Origin of the sequence: Streptomyces sp. BE303, from assembly GCF_036290945.1 — a bacterium.
In the GTDB taxonomy this organism is placed as follows: Bacteria; Actinomycetota; Actinomycetes; order Streptomycetales; family Streptomycetaceae; genus Kitasatospora.
This window is the reverse complement of record NZ_JAQYWZ010000817.1, coordinates 1-15,407: the sequence shown is the minus strand read 5'-3', so window position 1 is coordinate 15,407 and position 15,407 is coordinate 1. Positions and strand designations below refer to the sequence as shown.

The window sequence follows — 15,407 nt, the reverse complement described above, 5'->3', positions numbered from 1 at the left end:
TGCACCAGGACGCGGCCGACCGAGGTCACGCCCGCCTCCGCGAATGGGGTGACCCGTTGTCAGGTGTGGATTCCACCGGTCCCGGGAAGCTTCGCTGGTCCGGCCGACTCGGCCGGCAGCCCGCCTCGCTCCGCGAGGTCGACGGCCGGCACCTGCTGCAGATCGGCGACAGGTCCACCCTGCTCGACGCCCGCACCGGCGTCCGGCACCGGAGCAGCCTGCTGAGCAGGCGCATCATCGTGCACCACCCGGACCGGGCCCCCTTCGTCCACCGCTACCGGCTCCCGTGGATGCTGCAGCTGGCCCCGCTCTGGGAGACCGCGTACGACCGCTGGTCCGCCGAGGCCGACGACCCGGGCCTGACCCTGATCGAGCTGCTGGGCGGGGCGGACGACTGGGACTAGCCGAGCAACCCGGATCGGCCAGCTGCCCGGCCGGTCGTCGACGGACCGGCTCCGGCCGCTCCTCCGGACCCGGGGAACCGTCGGGGGCGGTCGGGGTGTCAGGGTAGGGAGGACGGCGGAGGGAGCGGAACGTTGACGGAGCGTACGGGGCATGCGGGGCGCGAGTTGTTGGCGGCGGCCGGGGTGTTGTTCCCCGACCGGCGGGGGCGGGTGCTGGTGGTCCGGCTGCCGTACGACCGGGAGCACCCGGTGGCCGTACCCGGCGGGGGCTGGGAGCCGCAGGACCGTTCGCCGCGCGACACGGCAGCCCGGGAGATCGCGGAGGAGCTGGGGTTCACGCCCCGCCTCGGGCCGCTGGCCTGTCTCGACTGGACGCTCGACCACTCCCGTCCGCCGATCGCCGCCCACCTCTACTGGGCCGACCCGCTGACGCCGGAACAGGCGGCGGCGATCAGGCCGGACCGGGCCGAGGTCGGCGGCTGGGCGTGGCTGACCCCCGAGGAGGCGGGCCACGCGCTGCCACCCCGGCTCTCCCGGCGGGTGACGGCGTGCCTGCGGGCGCCGCGCTCGGCCGGGCCGCTGGAGCTGGAGGACAGCCTTCCGGCCGGGCACACCCTCGACCACCTGGCGGCGGGACCGCCGCCCGCGTACACGGGACTGGCAGGACTGCGGCTGGAGGGAGCGGAATCGCCGGGCGTCGCGGCGAGGGCCCCCGGGCCCGTCGCGCCCCCGCTGGACCGGGAGGCCTACATCGCCACCCGGCCACGGATCCGGGCCAAGGCGCGGACGGTGTTCACGGACCGGGCGGGCCGGGTCCTGCTGGTGCGGCTGCGGCCTTGGGACGGCCCGAAAGGCAAGGTGCCGTACTGGGTGCTGCCGGGCGGCGGCGTCGAGGCGGACCGGGAACTGCCGCGCGCCGCGGCCCGCCGGGAGGTCCGCGAGGAGCTGGGGTGGGCGTGCGAGCCGGGCCGGCTGCTGGCCGTGGACTGGCTCCCCGGCCGGGGCGCGGACCCGGCGAGCACCCGGGACACCGCCGTGCTGGTGTACGTCTTCGACGGTGGCACGGTGACCGAGGAGCGGCTGGCCTCGATCGCCCTGGCCGAGGACGAGCTGGTCGAGTGGCGGCTCTGCGATCCGGCCGAGGCGCGGGCGCTGCTGTCGGCCTCGTCGTGGGCCAGGACCTCGGCCGCGCTGGCCGCCCGCGGGCGGCCGGGCGGACCGGCCGAGCTGGTCGGCGGCCGACCGGCGCACTGAGCGCCGGGGCACGCGGAAGCGGCCGGACGGCCGGCGCACCGGGGTGACGGGCCGGGTGGCGGCCCGGCCGACGGGACGGCGGGCCGGCCGACCGACGGGACGAGCGGCGGGACCGGTGGCGAGACAGGTGGCGGGCCGCCGGTCCACACTGGTCGCATGCAGAACGGGATCGGAGCACGGCAGACGATCGAGGACGCCCTGGCCGGCCGCCGGGTGGCGTCGGTCAGCGGCGGCGGACGGCTCGACCTCACCCTCGACGGTCCGGTGACCGTCCGGGTGGCGCACGAGTTCCGCTTCTCCGCGCCGTCGGAGGTGGAGCACTTCTACCCGGAACTCACCGTCCATCCCACCGGCGCGCTGCTCGGCCTGGTGGGCCGGACCGTCGACGGGGCCCGCGTGACCATGGCCGGAGGGCTGGAGCTGGTCTTCGACGGGGTCGGCACGCTGTCCGTCCCGCCGCACGCCCTGCTCGCGCCCTGGCGCGTGTTCACGCCCGAGGGCGCGGTCTGCACCGGTCTGCCCGGCGGCGAGGTCGCGTGGTCGGAGGACGGCAGGACCGGCTGAGCCCGCCCGGGCAGGCCCGAGCACGCCCGGCACCGGCTGTCCCGAGGCAGCCGACCGGGCGGCCTTCCCGGAGTGGCCCTCGGCCCGGAACGGCCGTCCGGGGTGAACGGTCGACCCGTCAGTCCTGGGCGACGGCCGGGTCCATCCAGATCACCTCCCAGAGGTGCCCGTCGAGGTCGGCGAAGGTGCGCCCGTACATGAACCCACCCTGTTCGGTGGCCTCACGCGGCTCCACGGCTCCCGCGGCGACCGCCTTGTCCACCAGCGCGTCGACCTCGGCGCGGCTGTCGACACCGAGCGCCAGGATCGTCTGGGCGGTCGCGGAGGTGTCCGGGATCTCCTTCTCGGAGAAGGACTTGAAGAACGGCTCGGTCAGCAGCATCGCGAAGATGGAGTCGCTGATGACCAGACAACCGGCCTTCTCGTCGGTGAACTTCGGGTTGAAGGCGTAGTCCATCGACGTGAAGAACTCGATGGACCTGGCGAGGTCCTTCACGGGGAGGTTGACGAAGATCTTGGTCGACATTGCACGGGCCTTTCTCGTCACGACGTCCGTCTCGACGGCCGTTCTGCTGAACGAACCTCAGCCTTGCAGACGGCACCGACACCCGGCCCGGACCCCGCGCCGCGCGTCGCGGGGTCCGTCGCCCGTACAGAGGCCTGAGCGGTCGGAGGCCGGTCAGACCTCCAGGTCCGCCTCGATCTTCGTCAGCTGGTGGCGGGCCATCGCCAGGTTGGCCCGGCCCTTGTCCAGGGCCAGGTAGAGGAAGAGCCCGTTGCCGCTGCGGCCGGTGAGCGGGCGGATCAGGTGGTACTGGCTGCTGAGCGTGATGAGGATGTCCTCGATCCCGTCCTTCAGGCCCAGCATGTCCATGGTGCGCATCTTCGCCCGGACCACGTCCGTGTTCCCTGCGGCCGCGACGTTGAGGTCGATGCCACCGGCTCCGTCGAGGGTGGCCAGGGCCATCCCGCTGTTGTAGTCGACGAGGGCGGCGCCGATGGCGCCTTCGATCACGGTGAGGGCCTGCTTGAGCGCGCCTGCGGCGTCCGTCATGTCGGTTCTCCGGTTCGGTGGTGGGGTTTCAGGTCGGACAGGTCAAGAGGGTGGAGCAGGTCGAGAAGGTGGAGCGGTCAAGAGGGTGGAGCGGTCGAGAGGGAGGAGCAGTCGAGAGGGTGGTCGGGTCGTCGGGTGTCCGGTGCTGCGTGCCGCCGGTCAGAAGGCCGCTTCCCTGGACTCCCGCACCTCCTTGGGCGCGAGGGTGTCGTCGAGGAGCGCGGCGATGCGCTGGGCGGAACGGCGGGCCTCCAGGTGCAACCGGCCCACGTTCGCGTCCGGGTGGGCGAGGAGCGTGAGGACGCAGCTTCCGCCGGCCGCGTACGTGGCGACGTAGCCGTGCTCGCCCCGGACGAGTGACTCCCGGAAGTCGCCCTGGCCGGTGCTGTCGGCGAGCCGCTGGGCCAGGCCGAGCGAGGCGGCGGTCATCGCCGCCAGGCTCGACGGCTCGGTCCCGTGGGTGTCGTGCGCGACGAGCTGGCCGTCGACACCGGCCACCAGACCGCCCGCGAGGTGTGGTACCCGATGCCTGAGGGCGCGGAGTTCGGCGAGCAGTTCGGTCTCCAAGGCGATCAGTTGTCTCCTTCCGACACGCTGCTTGAGCGCCCGCCTCATGGCCGTGAGGGCGGGGTCGCGGGCGGAGAGTGGTTCAAAGTCGGGCCTCCAGAAGGGTTCTGACCCGGATCAGCAACGCGATGTCCGGATCGGGGGCGGTCAGCGGGTGGGCTGCCGGGGTCGAAGGTCGGGCGGAGGCGGCGGAGGCGGCAGCGACGGACGCCGCGTAGGCGGCCGGGGCCAGCGCGGCCAGCGCCGCACCGGGTACCCGCCGGTGCAGACCGCCGGACGCGGACGGTTCCCCCGGGGCGTCCCCGCTCCCCGACCCGGCCCCGCTCCCGACCCCGGGGTCGGAGCCGGCAGCGACACCGGCACCGGAGCCGGGCTCGGACTCGACCCCGGGCCCGAGCAGCAGTCCTGCGGCGGCCAGCCGGCGGACGTCCACCGTGGTGGCGAACGCCGAGCGGCCGAGCAGCCGCGCCAGCTCCGCCGGGGTTCTTCGGCCGTCCGCGTGGTCCAGCAGGTCGCGCTGGTAGCGGCTCGGCGGGCGGATCCGGCGCGCGTGGCGGCCGGGGGCGGCGGGGAGCCGTGCGGCCGGACGGACCGGCGCGGTGTCGAGCTGGGGCCACGGCCAGATGCGGTCCAGCAGGATCCGCCGGCGTTCGGCCTCCCGGCGGAGCCGGGGGACGCCCACGGCCGCCACGGGGCCGAGCCAGTGCCGCACACCCGGTGCGAAGGTCCGGAAGGCGAGGGCGGCCGGGGCGTCCAGGAGGAAGCAGGCCGCGTCGTAGAGGGCGCCGAGGTGACAGAGCTCCAACTCGCCGCGGGTGAGCCGGCCCTGTTCGACCAGGGCCTCGCCGACCCCGGCATACGGGCCGGACCGACGGACCTCCTCCTGCCAGGTGGCGGGGGTGAGCCGGCCGCAGGCGGTGAGCAGGGTGGCGAGGTCGGGTGTCCGGTCGGACTCGGCGTGGGTGACCAGGCCGTCGACGAGGTAGACGGTGCCCGCGGGCCCGCGCAGGGCACCGGTGGCGTGCTCGGCGGCCAGCCGTTCGACAACCGCGCCGGGCGTCCAGCCGGGGTGCACGGGAAGGGGTGCGGCGCCGGGAGCGGACACCGGTGCGGCGCCGGGAGCGGGCACCGCGGCAGGGCCGGGACCGGGCGCCGGTGCGGGGCCGGAGGAGGGAGCGGGGCCGGGGCCGGAGGAGGCGGTACGGGCCGCGGGGACGGAGCCGAGGGCGACGGCCTCGGCCGGAACCGTCGGCCGCCCGGCGGGTGGCCGAAAGCCGACGACCGTCCCGCCCGCCGTCGCCAGGTCACTCGTCCGGAAGTTCGTCATCCGAGCACCAGTTCCTCGGCGAGCGACTGGAGACGGTAGCGGGCGCCGGCGAGATTGCCCTCGCTGCGGTCCAGCCAGAGGTGCAGGACCAACCGGCTGTCGAAGACGGTGTCGATGAAGCACAGCAGGTGGTAACTGCGGCCTGCGGTCACGATAATGTCCTGGAGCGGTGCCTTCGAGTCCTCCGAGCCGGTGAAGGTCGGGCTCTCAACAGCCGCTCGTACCAGGTCGGTTGCCTCCGCGGCCGACGTATCATGGTCGCCGGTGGGGCTGACGCCGACGCTGCCCAGTGCGAGGCCGCTGCTCCAGTCGACGAGACTGGCGGCGCGGGCTCCTGCGATCGCCATCGCCTCGGTCAGGCATTCGTCGATACCCGGCACTCGGGCTCCTTCGGAGGGTTCGGGGAGGCTTCGGGGAGGGGTCCGGGACGGCCCCGCCGAGGTGGCTTCGCAGGCCGGAGGGTGTCGGGGAGGGTTCCGGGCAGCCGGGCGCACGCACCTCCGGGCCGCGCGGCACCGGCCGGACCGCCACGACCAGTGGCGGGTTCGACACGGAAGGCTACTGCCGGAATCTGTACGACGAACATTCCAATGGCATATTCACACCATTAGGGCCGACTTTCGGCCAACCTTTGACGGACCGTCAGCCCGCAGGTCACCGCAAAGCCGCAGACCGGGAGAGTGCGCTCCCGAAGGGCCGCCGATCCACCTGGAGCGCGACCTTGGCGGGTTGTCACCGCCGCCGACGGGTTTCGGCCGGGCCGTGCGATAGGACCGATCCGCACAACGACGAAGCGGCCGCCCCCTCGGAGAGGGGACGACCGCTTCGGATGGAGCGCCAGGCCCGGGTTGAACGGACTCTCCCTACTGAAAGTAGGACGTGCTCCGGTAGCACCACTGACGCCTGCTCGGGAGGCCGCTCCTCGCTTCGCGAAGATCGTTTCCTCTCGACGGGTTGAACACTAGCAGGACATCACGCCTGGTCAGAAATCGAACGGCAGGGGCCCCGGCGTCGGGACGGCACGCTCGTACAGCTCGTGCGTGAACGGTTCGGCAAGCGGGGCCGTGGCCGGCAGACGGATGATCCCGGGGCGCTCGGCGAAAGTGTCACGGCAGGCGTGCGCAGGGGTGCGCAGCGCGTCCTTCCACGGCCGATGCCGGACGCACTGCTCGCCGATGGTGAGGACGAGGTCGGCGCGCACCAGGGCGACGATCTCCGCCCGGCCGGCGACGTGGTCGTCCGGCGCGGGCGCGACGGACGGACCGAGACCGTCGACCTGGCCGGCGGCGCCCTACTGCCCTGGGGGAGCGACGGCCACGCCCACCACCACTGGCACCACCACCGCCGGGCACTGCTCGGCGTGGCGGTGGTCCGGCTGCCGGGCTTCCACTCGGCAGACCTCGGGCCGGGATCGTCCGCGCCCTGCTGGTGCTCGCCCTCGCCGTGCCGACCAGGGGCGGGGCGTTCGGCGGCTCCGTAGTGGTGGCCGCCGCCACCGACGACCCGGCCGGGGTGTTCTCCACCGCCATGACGGATGACGTCGGCGGCCGGACGACGGACGTGCAGCGGGTCCTGATCGTCACCAGCCGGCCGGCCGCGCGGCTCGCCTGCCACCTCACCTCACCCGAGGTGAACCGGCCCCTGGTGTCGATCGGCCCGATGGCCCTCCTGACCGGCGTCGGCCTCGCACCGAGGAGGCGGGCCCACCGGCCGGAGGTGTACGCCCGGCGCGGCGGCAGCAGGGTGGTCGCAGCCTGATCCGGCCCGACCGAAGGGGGAAGTGCCGCGCTCCGCCCGTCCGTTGAGCCGCCGACGCGGTGGGCAGCGGACGTCGGTGGGCGTACGATCGAAGGGCGACGACCACTCGACCGGCCACGCGGTGGCCCTCTCCGTGGCGGCCACGCGACGACCGCCTCCGGGTGTGTCGGGGGAGGGTTCCCGCTGTGCGCACTCCGCCCGGGACGGCCGGACTCGCGCCGGTGACGGCTCCCGGCGGGCGGGCGCTCCGCCCGGGCGCGCGCGACAGACCGGATCCGCGGGCCTGCGGGCCCGGCGCCGCACCCGACGACGTGATCGGCAGCGGGCCCGACGTCCGGCCCGACGACGGAGGAGGAGTAGCAGCGCATGTCAGTCTTCACCACCCCCACAACCGGGGCTCACGGCGATCACCAGGCCATCGAGACGATCCCCGTGGGCCAGACCCCGCACAGTGTGGCGGCGAGCCGGGACGGTCGCCGCGTCTACGTCACCAGCTTCCTGGACGGGACGGTGACCGCCGTCGACACTCCGGCGAACACCGTGGCCACGACCTTCCCCGCCGCCGTCGGCCCCTACGGCGTGGCCGTCGCGGCCGACGGCGCGCGCGTGTTCGTCGCCGAGAACAGCTCGACCTTCATCCACGTGTTCGAGGCCGCCACCGGCGACCAGGCCGTCTCCACCGGCTTCGGCACCCGCCCGTACGGCCTGGCGATCACCGCCGACGGATCGCGACTGCTGATCGCCAACGCCATCGACGACCAGGTCCTGGTCTCCGACACCCTCACCAAGACCCGCGGGATCCTCACCGGTGTGGACTTCCCGGTCGCCCTGGCCGTGAGCCCGGACGGCCGCCTCCTCTACGCCAGCAACTACTTCCGGGACTCGGTCACCGTGATCGACGCCACCGGCATCCCGACGCTGGAGGAGACGGTGCCCGCCGACGTCGTGGCGACCGTCCCGGTCCGGCGGGGACCGTACGGGCTGGCGGTCAGTCCGGACGGCGGGCGGCTCTTCGTGGCCCACTTCCCGTTCGACACCGTCTCGGTGGTCGACACCACCACCCACACGATCACCGGCACGATCCCCGTCCCGGGCGGCCCGCGCGGCGCTGCGACCAGTCCGGACGGGTCGAGGCTCTACGTCACCAACTACTTCGACCGGACACTGTCGGTGATCGCGGTCTGAGACTCGCCGGCCGGACCACCGGCGCGGCGGCGCAGCGGCACTGTCGGTACGTCAGGATATGGCCCCCTCTCAAGATCCCGTACCGGAGAGCCGGTTCGAAGATCCGTTCCACTCTTCAAGGGGGAGCCCGGCCATGGGCAGCACCGACAGCGGCGCGTACGAGGGATTCACGGCCGAGGAGCGGGCCGCGATGAAGGACCACGCCAAGGAGATGAAGACGGCCGCGCGCCGCGGCTCCCGCGCCGACAGGGCGGCGGAGGCCGAGCGGGACGTGCTCGCGAAGATCGCCGAGATGCGGGACTCGGACCGGATCATGGCCGAACGCGTCCACGCCGTCGTCGCCGCCAACGCCCCGACCCTCGCACCGAAGCTCTGGTACGGGATGCCCGCCTACGCGCTGGACGGCAAGGTGGTCTGTTTCTTCCAGAGCGCCGAGAAGTTCAAGGCGCGCTACGCGACGCTCGGGTTCAGCGACCTGGCGCAGCTCGACGAGGGCCCCATGTGGCCGGCGGCCTTCGCCCTGACCGAGGTGACGCCCGAGGTGGAGGCGCGGATCGCCGACCTCGTCAAGCGATCGGTGAGCTGAGCCCCCCTCGGCGAGCACCCGGCCCGGCCCCGACCCGACGGCACCGCCCGGCCCGGCCCGACGGCGCCCGGCCGGGGCCGGCTCCGGGGCGCGCGCCGCTCGCAGTCTTTTCGCTCGCATGTTCGATTACGGCGTACGCTGGGCTCATGCGCAGCACGCTCCACCTCCAGCCCTCCCTGTTCGACGATCCCGGCCGGGCCGGGACCGCCCTCGGGCCGCTGTCGGGCGTTCGGCGGACGGTGCTGGGCGCGGGGGCGTGGCTGGACCTGCTGCCGGGGTGGCTCCGCGGGGCGGACCAGCTGTTCGAACACCTGGCCGCGAAGGTGCCGTGGCGGGCCGAGCGGCGCGAGATGTACGAGCGGACCGTCGACGTGCCCCGGCTGCTCGCCTCCTACGGGGAGGAGGACGCACCGCCGCACCCCGTGCTCGGGGAGGCGCGGGCGGCGCTCGGCGCGCACTACGCGGACGAGCTCGGCGAGCCGTTCAGCACGCTCGGGCTCTGCTACTACCGGGACGGGCGGGACAGCGTGGCCTGGCACGGCGACCGGATCGGGCGGGGCGCACACGTGGACACCATGGTCGCGATCCTCTCGATCGGCGAACCGCGGGCGCTGCTGCTGCGGCCCCGGGGCGGTGGCGGGCCGGCGGTGCGGCACCCGGTCGGGCACGGGGACCTGCTGGTGATGGGCGGTTCCTGCCAGCGGACCTGGGAGCACGCGGTACCGAAGACGGCGCGGCCAGTGGGGCCGCGGATCAGCATCCAGTTCCGGCCGCGCGGGGTGCTCTGACGGGCCCGGGGGCGACCTGACGGACGCGCGGGGGCGCTGCGACGAGCGCGGATCGGCCCGAGGGGGCGCGGACCGGTTGCCGGGCGCCGGGCGGAAGCAGAGGCTGGCCCCAGGGGCCCGGGTGGTTCCGGCGGCGAGGAGGGCGGCATGCCGAAGGCGGGCAGGTACCGCGACGGCGTCCCCTGCTGGGTCGAGCTGGGGACCCCGGACCTCCCGCGGGCCCGGCGGTTCTACGGCGCGCTGTTCGGGTGGGAGTACGTCGGGCTGCCCGGGTACACGGTGGCGACGCTGCGCGGGGCACAGGTCGCGGGGCTGGTCCGGCGGCCGGCGGGCGAGGAACGCTCGTGGACCACGTACCTCGCGGTGACGGACGTCGGACGGGCGGCCGAGGAGGTCCGGACGGCCGGCGGGCGCGTCGTCCGAGAGCCGTTCGAGAGACCCGAGCAGGGGTGGGCGGCCGTCGTCGCCGACCCGACCGGCGCGGTGTTCGGGCTCCGGCAGGGGCTGCTCTGGCAGGGGGCGGGTCTGGTCGACGAACCGTCCGCGTTCAGCTGGAGCGAGCAGCTCTCCCCCGACCCCGCCACGGCCCGGACCTTCTACCGGCGGGTCTTCGGGTACGAGTACGGGTCGGGCGCGGACGGCGGCACGGTGTTCCGGGTCGGCGGAGCCATGGCCGGCGGCATCGGCGGCGGCCACGGGGCCGACGCCGACCAGACGGGCCGGACGGGCCGGACGGGCCGCGCAAGCGGGAGCGGGAGCGGCGGGACGGGCCTGGGGGCGGCCGGTCCGCCGCCCGTCTGGAGCGTCCACTTCGGCACGGACGACACCGACCGCGCGGCCGAGCGGGTGCGCGAGCTGGGCGGGGAGGTGCTGGCGGGACCGCACCCGACACCGTTCGGACGGCGGGCGGCGGTCCGGGACGACGGCGGGGCGGAGTTCACGCTGATCGGCCTCCCGTCCGCAGAGGGGACCCTGGCCGCGTAGGAGGGCGGAACGCCCGGTGCCGCCGCAGCATCCCCGGAGCGACTCAGGGGAACGGGGAACTGCTGGCCCGGCGGCGGGCCGTCGAGCCGGCGGTAGCCGAGTTCGTGCAGGCCGGCGGCGAGCGCGGGGGCGTCGGCGGCCGGAACGAACCAGTCGATGTCCTCGTGGTCGCGGGTGAGCTCGCCGAGGAAGAAGTCCATCGCCCAGCCGCCGCGCAGCCGGACACGAGTGCCGAGACGGCGGGCGAGGCCCACCGTCTCGGCGATCTGGGCGAGTTGCCCGTCGGCGCGTTCCCTGTTCATGGACCCCACCTCCATGATCGGGACGCTACACCCGCCGCAGCCTCTCCCCCGCGGCACCGGCCCTCGCGGGCTAGTCCTTCACAGCGCCGGCCAGCCCGGAGACCAGCTTGCGCTGCACCGCGATGAAGAAGATCAGGACCGGCACGGTCATCAGCGTCGAGGCCGCCATGATGCCGCCCCAGTCGTTCTCGTCCGGTTTGAAGAAGACCAGCAGCGCGGAGGGGAGGGTCTGGTTCTCGGTCGCGCTGATGATGAAGGTCTTGGCGAAGACGAAGTCGTTCCACGCCGCGATGAAGGAGAACACGCTGGTCGCGGCCAGGCCCGGGGCCACCAGCGGCAGCAGGATCCGCCAGAGGATCCGGCTCCGGCTCGCACCGTCGATCTGCGCGGCCTCCTCGATGGAGACCGGCACCGCGGCGACGAAGCCGCGCATCATCCAGATCCCGAAGGGCAGCGAGAACGCCAGCTGCACCAGGATCAGCGAGGCCAGGGTGTTGAGTCCGACGCCCGGCGCCAGCCGCCCCGCGTCGCGGAACATGAAGAACAGCGGGATGGTGAGCGCCTCGACCGGGATCATCTGGGCGATCAGGAACATCACCATGATGGTGGTGCGGAACCTGAACCGGAACCTCGTCACGGCGACCGCCGCGAGGAAGACCACCAGGGCCGACAGCACCACCACCGACAGCGCGATGATCAGGCTGTTGACGAAGTACCGGCCGAACCCGTCGACGCTGAGCACCTGGCGGAAGCTCTCCAGCGTCGGGTGCGCGGTCCACGGTCGGGGGTCGAGCGACTGCACCTCGCCCTTCGGCTTGAACGCCGAGAGCACCATCCAGAAGATCGGGAAGGCGGTGACCACGGCCACCAGGATCGCGAGGGAGTTGGCGGCGAGCCGCCTGCGGCCACGGGTGTTCACAGTTCATTCCCCGTCCGTCGCAGCGAGCGGATGTAGAGGACCGTCGGGATCACCAGGATCAGCAGCATGATCACGCCGATGGCCGCGCCGAGTCCGTACTGGGAGGACGCGAACGCCTTCTGGTAGGCGTACACGTTGAGGACGAGGTTCTGGCCGGCGATTCCGCCGCCCTCGGTCATGACGTAGATCTGGGTGAAGACCTTGAAGTCCCAGATGACCGACTGGATCACCACGATGGTCAGGATCGGCCGGAGCATCGGGGCGGTGATCCGGCGGAAGGTGGCCCAGGTGCCGGCGCCGTCCAGCGCCGCGGCCTCCAGGATCTCGGTCGGGATCGCCTTGATGCCCGCGTAGAGCGTCACCATGACGAACGGGAAGGAGTGCCAGACCACCACGGCGCCCACGATCAGGAACGCGGTCCACTTGTCGTAGAACCAGTTGAACTCGTGGAAGCCGTTCAGACCGATGCTGACCAGGGTCTTGTTGACCAGACCGAGGTTGGTGTCGAAGAGGAAGCTCCACACCGTCGAACCGGTCATCGCCGGCGCCGCCCAGGCCGCCATGGCGGCGGTGGTCAGCACCAGTCGGGAGATCCGGCCCACCCTGGTGAGCAGCACCGCGAGGGTGGCGCCGACCGCCAGGGTGGCGACCACACAGAACGCGGCGAAGCCGATCGTCTGCGTCAGCACCGACCAGAACTGTCCGTCACCGAGGATCTTCTGGTAGTTGCCGAGCCCGACGAAGCTGGTCGGCACACCGCCGGAGGCCTGGGCCTGACCGAAGTCCAGCACCGACAGCAGACCGAGCTGGTAGATCGGGTACGCCACCAGGGGGATCATGATGATCGCGGCCGGCAGCAGGAGCAGCAGCGGGGGGCGGCGCCGGCCGCGCGGGGGCGCGGCCGGGCCGGTGCCCCGGCGCCGCCCGCTCGGGGAGGGCGGCGCCGCCGGGGCGGTCGTGGTGGGTGCGGACACGTGCGGGACCTGCTCTCTTGCGGGGGCCGGCGATCAGCGGGCCGCGAAGGCCGACGTGATCTGCGTGGCGGCGTCGCCCGAGGCCTTCGCCACGTCCGCCTTGCCGGTGACGATCTGCTGGAGCATCGTCGGGATGACGGCCTGCGCGTCGATCTGCGCCCATCCCTGGTCCAGCGGCACGAACTTGGTACCGGCCGCGATGGTGTCGGTGAACGGCTTCAGGAAGGCGTCCTTGGCGGCGACCTTGGCGTTGACCGGCTTCAGCGTCGGCAGGTTGCCCATCGCGTCGTACATCTGCTCCTGGTACGCGGGGCTCGCCAGCAGTTCGGCGAACTCGACGGCCAGGGTGCGGTGCTTGGCCGCCTTCATCACGCCGAGGTTGTTGCCGCCGGCGAACGCCGGGGCGATCGAACCGGGCTTCTCGCCGGGCAGCGGGACGACCCCGTACTTGCCGTTGACCGGGCCCGCGTCGACCTTGCTGCGGCTGGAGTTGGGCAGGATCGCCATCGCGGACTTGCCGGCCGCGAAGAGGTCGACGGTCTTGCCGCCGGTGAGGTCGGCGCACTGCTGGACCGGGCAGCCGCTCTCGCCGAAGAGGTCGGTGTAGCGCTTGATGCCGGCCTGCGAGGCGGACGAGTTGATCGTCGGCTTGTAGGTGGTGCCCTCCTTGGCGGCGATGTCGCCGCCCGCGTCCCAGACGAAGGGGAGCGCGCCGAAGGTGTACTTGCCGCCGACCGCGATGCCGAAGGTGTCCGGGTGCGCGGCGTGGATCTTCTGGGTGGCCGCGACCAGCTCGGCGTAGGACGTCGGGGCCGCGAGGCCGGCCTCGGTGAACAGGTCGGTGCGGAAGTAGAGCGCCCGCACGGCGACCCACCAGGGCAGGCCGTAGGTCTTGCCGTCGAGCACCGCGGTCTTGGCGATCGCCGGGTCGAGGTCGCCCTTGTCCTTCCACTTGTCGAGGTCGGCGCCGATCTCGGCGAGGCCGCCGGCCGCGACGTACCCGGGGAGGTCGGTGTTGCCGAACTCGACCAGGTCCGGGGCGCTGTTCGGGTCGTTGAACGCGCCCTTCATCTTGGCGGCGCGGGCCGAGGCGTCGGTGTCGATGTAGCTGACACTGACGGTGACGCCCTGGTGGGAGGCCTGGAACTCGGCGACGGCCTTGCTGACGACCGCTTCCTTCGCGGCGTTGCCGGCCTCGTTGTACAGCCAGACCTGCAGGGTGCCGGTCTTGTCGTCGGCCGCCTTGTCACCGGCCGGCAACGCGGTACCGGGCGAACAGGCGGCGGCGGCGAGACACGTGGCGGCGAGGACGGTGGCCGCGGCGGCCCGTCTGACGATTCGCATGGGTGGAGACCTCCCCTCCCGACAGTTGCCGCCGAGACGTGCGCCGCTGGGGACGGGCGCGTCGAAGCAGGCCCTGACCGGGGCCGATGGTGGGTGCGTGAACGCATTGATGTGGGGGTACGGCAGAGCGACCGCTCGGGTGGGCTACGTCGCCTGCTCGATGCCAGGGACGTTAGGCGCGGGCGCTCACGGCCAACAAGAGGCCGTTCGGGAAGTTTTGCAATGCACAACGGTGTATCGAAAAAGCGGTAAGCGAGGTGCGGGAGGGTACGGTTCGACAACCGCCGCAGTCCGGTGGCGGAACGAGAGGGGAACGGACCGATGACGGAGAAGGCGGTCAGCGCGGCCGGCACGAGCGCGGGCCCGGCAGCCGGCGCGACCGCGGGCGGCACGGCCACCGGCGCGGAGAAGCCGAAGAAGACCACGGGCGAGCGGAACCAGTCCTCCTCCCTGCGTCGCGCGCTGTCGGTCCTCGGCTACGTCCGCGACCACGGCGACGGCCGCGGCGTCCCGCTCGCCCAGCTCGCCGAGGCTCTCGACCTCAACAAGTCGACGGTCCTGCGGCTGACCGGCCCGCTGCTGGACGAGCACCTCCTCGACCGCGACCGGGAGACCGGCTGGTTCCGGCTCGGCCACGGCTCGCTCCGACTCGGCCAGGCCTACCTCTCCACCCTCGACCTGCGCAGCGTCGCCGCCGAACACCTGCGCCGCCTCCAGCGGGAGGCCGGCGAGACCGTCCACCTGACCGTCTGGCAGGCGCCCGGCATCGTCTACCTCGACAAGGTCGAGGACGAGACCAACGTCCGGATGGCCTCCCGGGTCGGCAGTCGGGCCCCCGCCTACTGCACCGCCACCGGAAAGGCGATCCTGGCGTGGCTGCCCGAGGAGGCGGTCACCGAGGTCGTCGCCGCCGGACTGCGCCCCGTCACCGCCTGGACCATCTCCGACGAGACCCACCTGCGCGCCGACCTCGCCCGGATCCGCGCCCGCGGCTACTCGATCGACGACCGCGAGAACGAGCCCGAGGTCCGCTGCGTCGCCGCCCCGATCTTCGACCACACCGGCGAGGTGACCGCCGCCCTCTCGGTCTCCGGCCTCACCTCGCGGATGACCGCCGCCCGGGTCCGCGCCCTCGGCCCGGTCGTCGCCCAGGTCGGCCTGCGCATCTCCCGCGAACTCGGCTCCGACCGCGCGGTGACCTGACCGGCGCGGCCCGCCCGGGCGACCCCGGTGAACGCGAACGGGGCCCGGCACCTTCTCAGGTACCGGACCCCGTCCGACGTGGAGCGCCAGGCCCGGGTTGCACGGACTCTCCCTACTGAAAGTAGGACGTGCTCTGGTAGCACCACTGACGCCTGACGAGAGATCATCTCCCTCGCGACAGGAAGAACACTACC

18 protein-coding genes and 1 pseudogene are annotated in these 15,407 nt (G+C 73.2%); 9 read left to right on the top strand and 10 right to left on the bottom strand.

Features of this window, described 5'->3' with window-relative positions; translation table 11 throughout:
- Positions 1-65 precede the first annotated feature (65 nt).
- The 3 genes from PUR56_RS28120 to PUR56_RS28110 all read left to right on the top strand — a co-directional run bounded on the left by PUR56_RS28120 (position 66) and on the right by PUR56_RS28110 (position 2,222).
- Positions 66-404 (top strand): hypothetical protein, encoded by a 339-nt coding sequence (locus tag PUR56_RS28120; protein WP_329880095.1) that lies wholly within the window; start codon positions 66-68, stop codon positions 402-404.
- A 132-nt stretch (positions 405-536) separates the two neighbouring features.
- Positions 537-1,658, top strand: coding sequence for an NUDIX hydrolase (locus tag PUR56_RS28115; protein WP_329950988.1), 1,122 nt, complete (start codon positions 537-539; stop codon positions 1,656-1,658).
- Between the two features lie 156 nt (positions 1,659-1,814).
- The gene (locus PUR56_RS28110) at positions 1,815-2,222 is read left to right on the top strand and encodes a DUF6188 family protein (protein ID WP_329950987.1); all 408 of its coding nucleotides are present in this window, start codon (positions 1,815-1,817) and stop codon (positions 2,220-2,222) included.
- Between the two features lie 118 nt (positions 2,223-2,340).
- Here the strand turns inward: PUR56_RS28110 and PUR56_RS28105 are convergent, their stop codons facing one another.
- The 6 genes from PUR56_RS28105 to PUR56_RS28080 form a co-directional block, all read right to left on the bottom strand.
- Entirely contained in the window at positions 2,341-2,748 is a 408-nt protein-coding gene (locus PUR56_RS28105; RefSeq protein WP_329880099.1) for a VOC family protein, read from the bottom strand.
- A 153-nt stretch (positions 2,749-2,901) separates the two neighbouring features.
- Positions 2,902-3,276, bottom strand: a complete 375-nt coding sequence (locus tag PUR56_RS28100) for a hypothetical protein (protein ID WP_329880100.1) — start codon at positions 3,274-3,276, stop codon at positions 2,902-2,904.
- Between the two features lie 159 nt (positions 3,277-3,435).
- Positions 3,436-3,843 (bottom strand): roadblock/LC7 domain-containing protein, encoded by a 408-nt coding sequence (locus PUR56_RS28095; RefSeq protein WP_329950986.1) that lies wholly within the window; start codon positions 3,841-3,843, stop codon positions 3,436-3,438.
- 82 nt (positions 3,844-3,925) lie between these two features.
- On the bottom strand, positions 3,926-5,170 hold the full coding sequence (locus PUR56_RS28090; RefSeq protein ID WP_329950985.1) for a hypothetical protein: 1,245 nt from the start codon (positions 5,168-5,170) through the stop codon (positions 3,926-3,928).
- A complete protein-coding gene (locus PUR56_RS28085) occupies positions 5,167-5,550 on the bottom strand; it encodes a hypothetical protein (protein WP_329880103.1) in 384 nt (127 codons plus the stop codon). The genes PUR56_RS28090 and PUR56_RS28085 overlap by 4 nt, the downstream gene beginning before the upstream one ends.
- Positions 5,551-6,152: 602 nt before the next feature.
- Positions 6,153-6,371, bottom strand: coding sequence for a hypothetical protein (locus PUR56_RS28080; protein ID WP_329950984.1), 219 nt, complete (start codon positions 6,369-6,371; stop codon positions 6,153-6,155).
- 227 nt (positions 6,372-6,598) lie between these two features.
- Here PUR56_RS28080 and PUR56_RS28075 point away from each other — a divergent pair, with 227 nt between their 5' ends.
- The 5 genes from PUR56_RS28075 to PUR56_RS28055 all read left to right on the top strand — a co-directional run bounded on the left by PUR56_RS28075 (position 6,599) and on the right by PUR56_RS28055 (position 10,471).
- Positions 6,599-6,928, top strand: coding sequence for a hypothetical protein (locus PUR56_RS28075; protein ID WP_329950983.1), 330 nt, complete (start codon positions 6,599-6,601; stop codon positions 6,926-6,928).
- Between the two features lie 366 nt (positions 6,929-7,294).
- The gene (locus PUR56_RS28070) at positions 7,295-8,113 is read left to right on the top strand and encodes a YncE family protein (protein WP_329950982.1); all 819 of its coding nucleotides are present in this window, start codon (positions 7,295-7,297) and stop codon (positions 8,111-8,113) included.
- A gap of 133 nt (positions 8,114-8,246) precedes the next feature.
- Positions 8,247-8,699, top strand: coding sequence for an iron chaperone (locus PUR56_RS28065; protein WP_329950981.1), 453 nt, complete (start codon positions 8,247-8,249; stop codon positions 8,697-8,699).
- A gap of 146 nt (positions 8,700-8,845) precedes the next feature.
- Positions 8,846-9,487, top strand: coding sequence for an alpha-ketoglutarate-dependent dioxygenase AlkB (locus PUR56_RS28060; protein WP_329950980.1), 642 nt, complete (start codon positions 8,846-8,848; stop codon positions 9,485-9,487).
- A 147-nt stretch (positions 9,488-9,634) separates the two neighbouring features.
- The gene (locus PUR56_RS28055) at positions 9,635-10,471 is read left to right on the top strand and encodes a VOC family protein (RefSeq protein WP_329950979.1); all 837 of its coding nucleotides are present in this window, start codon (positions 9,635-9,637) and stop codon (positions 10,469-10,471) included.
- A 101-nt stretch (positions 10,472-10,572) separates the two neighbouring features.
- Here the strand turns inward: PUR56_RS28055 and PUR56_RS28050 are convergent.
- The 4 genes and pseudogenes from PUR56_RS28050 to PUR56_RS28035 form a co-directional block, all read right to left on the bottom strand.
- A pseudogene (locus PUR56_RS28050) lies at positions 10,573-10,773 on the bottom strand (nucleotidyltransferase domain-containing protein); the annotation flags it as partial.
- A 70-nt stretch (positions 10,774-10,843) separates the two neighbouring features.
- Complete coding sequence (locus PUR56_RS28045) at positions 10,844-11,692, bottom strand: carbohydrate ABC transporter permease (protein WP_329880114.1); 849 nt, start codon at positions 11,690-11,692, stop codon at positions 10,844-10,846.
- The gene (locus tag PUR56_RS28040; protein WP_329950978.1) at positions 11,689-12,666 is read right to left on the bottom strand and encodes a carbohydrate ABC transporter permease; all 978 of its coding nucleotides are present in this window, start codon (positions 12,664-12,666) and stop codon (positions 11,689-11,691) included. The genes PUR56_RS28045 and PUR56_RS28040 overlap by 4 nt, the downstream gene beginning before the upstream one ends.
- 33 nt (positions 12,667-12,699) lie before the next feature.
- The gene (locus PUR56_RS28035) at positions 12,700-14,010 is read right to left on the bottom strand and encodes an extracellular solute-binding protein (RefSeq protein WP_329880117.1); all 1,311 of its coding nucleotides are present in this window, start codon (positions 14,008-14,010) and stop codon (positions 12,700-12,702) included.
- A 321-nt stretch (positions 14,011-14,331) separates the two neighbouring features.
- Between PUR56_RS28035 and PUR56_RS28030 the strand changes: the two genes are divergently transcribed.
- Positions 14,332-15,213 (top strand): IclR family transcriptional regulator, encoded by an 882-nt coding sequence (locus tag PUR56_RS28030; protein ID WP_329880118.1) that lies wholly within the window; start codon positions 14,332-14,334, stop codon positions 15,211-15,213.
- Positions 15,214-15,407 lie beyond the last annotated feature (194 nt).

Coding starts and splice junctions, on each gene's coding strand:
- PUR56_RS28055 (WP_329950979.1), top strand. CDS start 9,635: ATGCCGAAGGCGGGCAGGTACCGCGACGGCGTCCCCTGCTGGGTCGAG.
- PUR56_RS28105 (WP_329880099.1), bottom strand. CDS start 2,748: ATGTCGACCAAGATCTTCGTCAACCTCCCCGTGAAGGACCTCGCCAGG.
- PUR56_RS28090 (WP_329950985.1), bottom strand. CDS start 5,170: ATGACGAACTTCCGGACGAGTGACCTGGCGACGGCGGGCGGGACGGTC.
- PUR56_RS28060 (WP_329950980.1), top strand. CDS start 8,846: ATGCGCAGCACGCTCCACCTCCAGCCCTCCCTGTTCGACGATCCCGGC.
- PUR56_RS28100 (WP_329880100.1), bottom strand. CDS start 3,276: ATGACGGACGCCGCAGGCGCGCTCAAGCAGGCCCTCACCGTGATCGAA.
- PUR56_RS28035 (WP_329880117.1), bottom strand. CDS start 14,010: ATGCGAATCGTCAGACGGGCCGCCGCGGCCACCGTCCTCGCCGCCACG.
- PUR56_RS28110 (WP_329950987.1), top strand. CDS start 1,815: ATGCAGAACGGGATCGGAGCACGGCAGACGATCGAGGACGCCCTGGCC.
- PUR56_RS28065 (WP_329950981.1), top strand. CDS start 8,247: ATGGGCAGCACCGACAGCGGCGCGTACGAGGGATTCACGGCCGAGGAG.
- PUR56_RS28030 (WP_329880118.1), top strand. CDS start 14,332: ATGACGGAGAAGGCGGTCAGCGCGGCCGGCACGAGCGCGGGCCCGGCA.
- PUR56_RS28070 (WP_329950982.1), top strand. CDS start 7,295: ATGTCAGTCTTCACCACCCCCACAACCGGGGCTCACGGCGATCACCAG.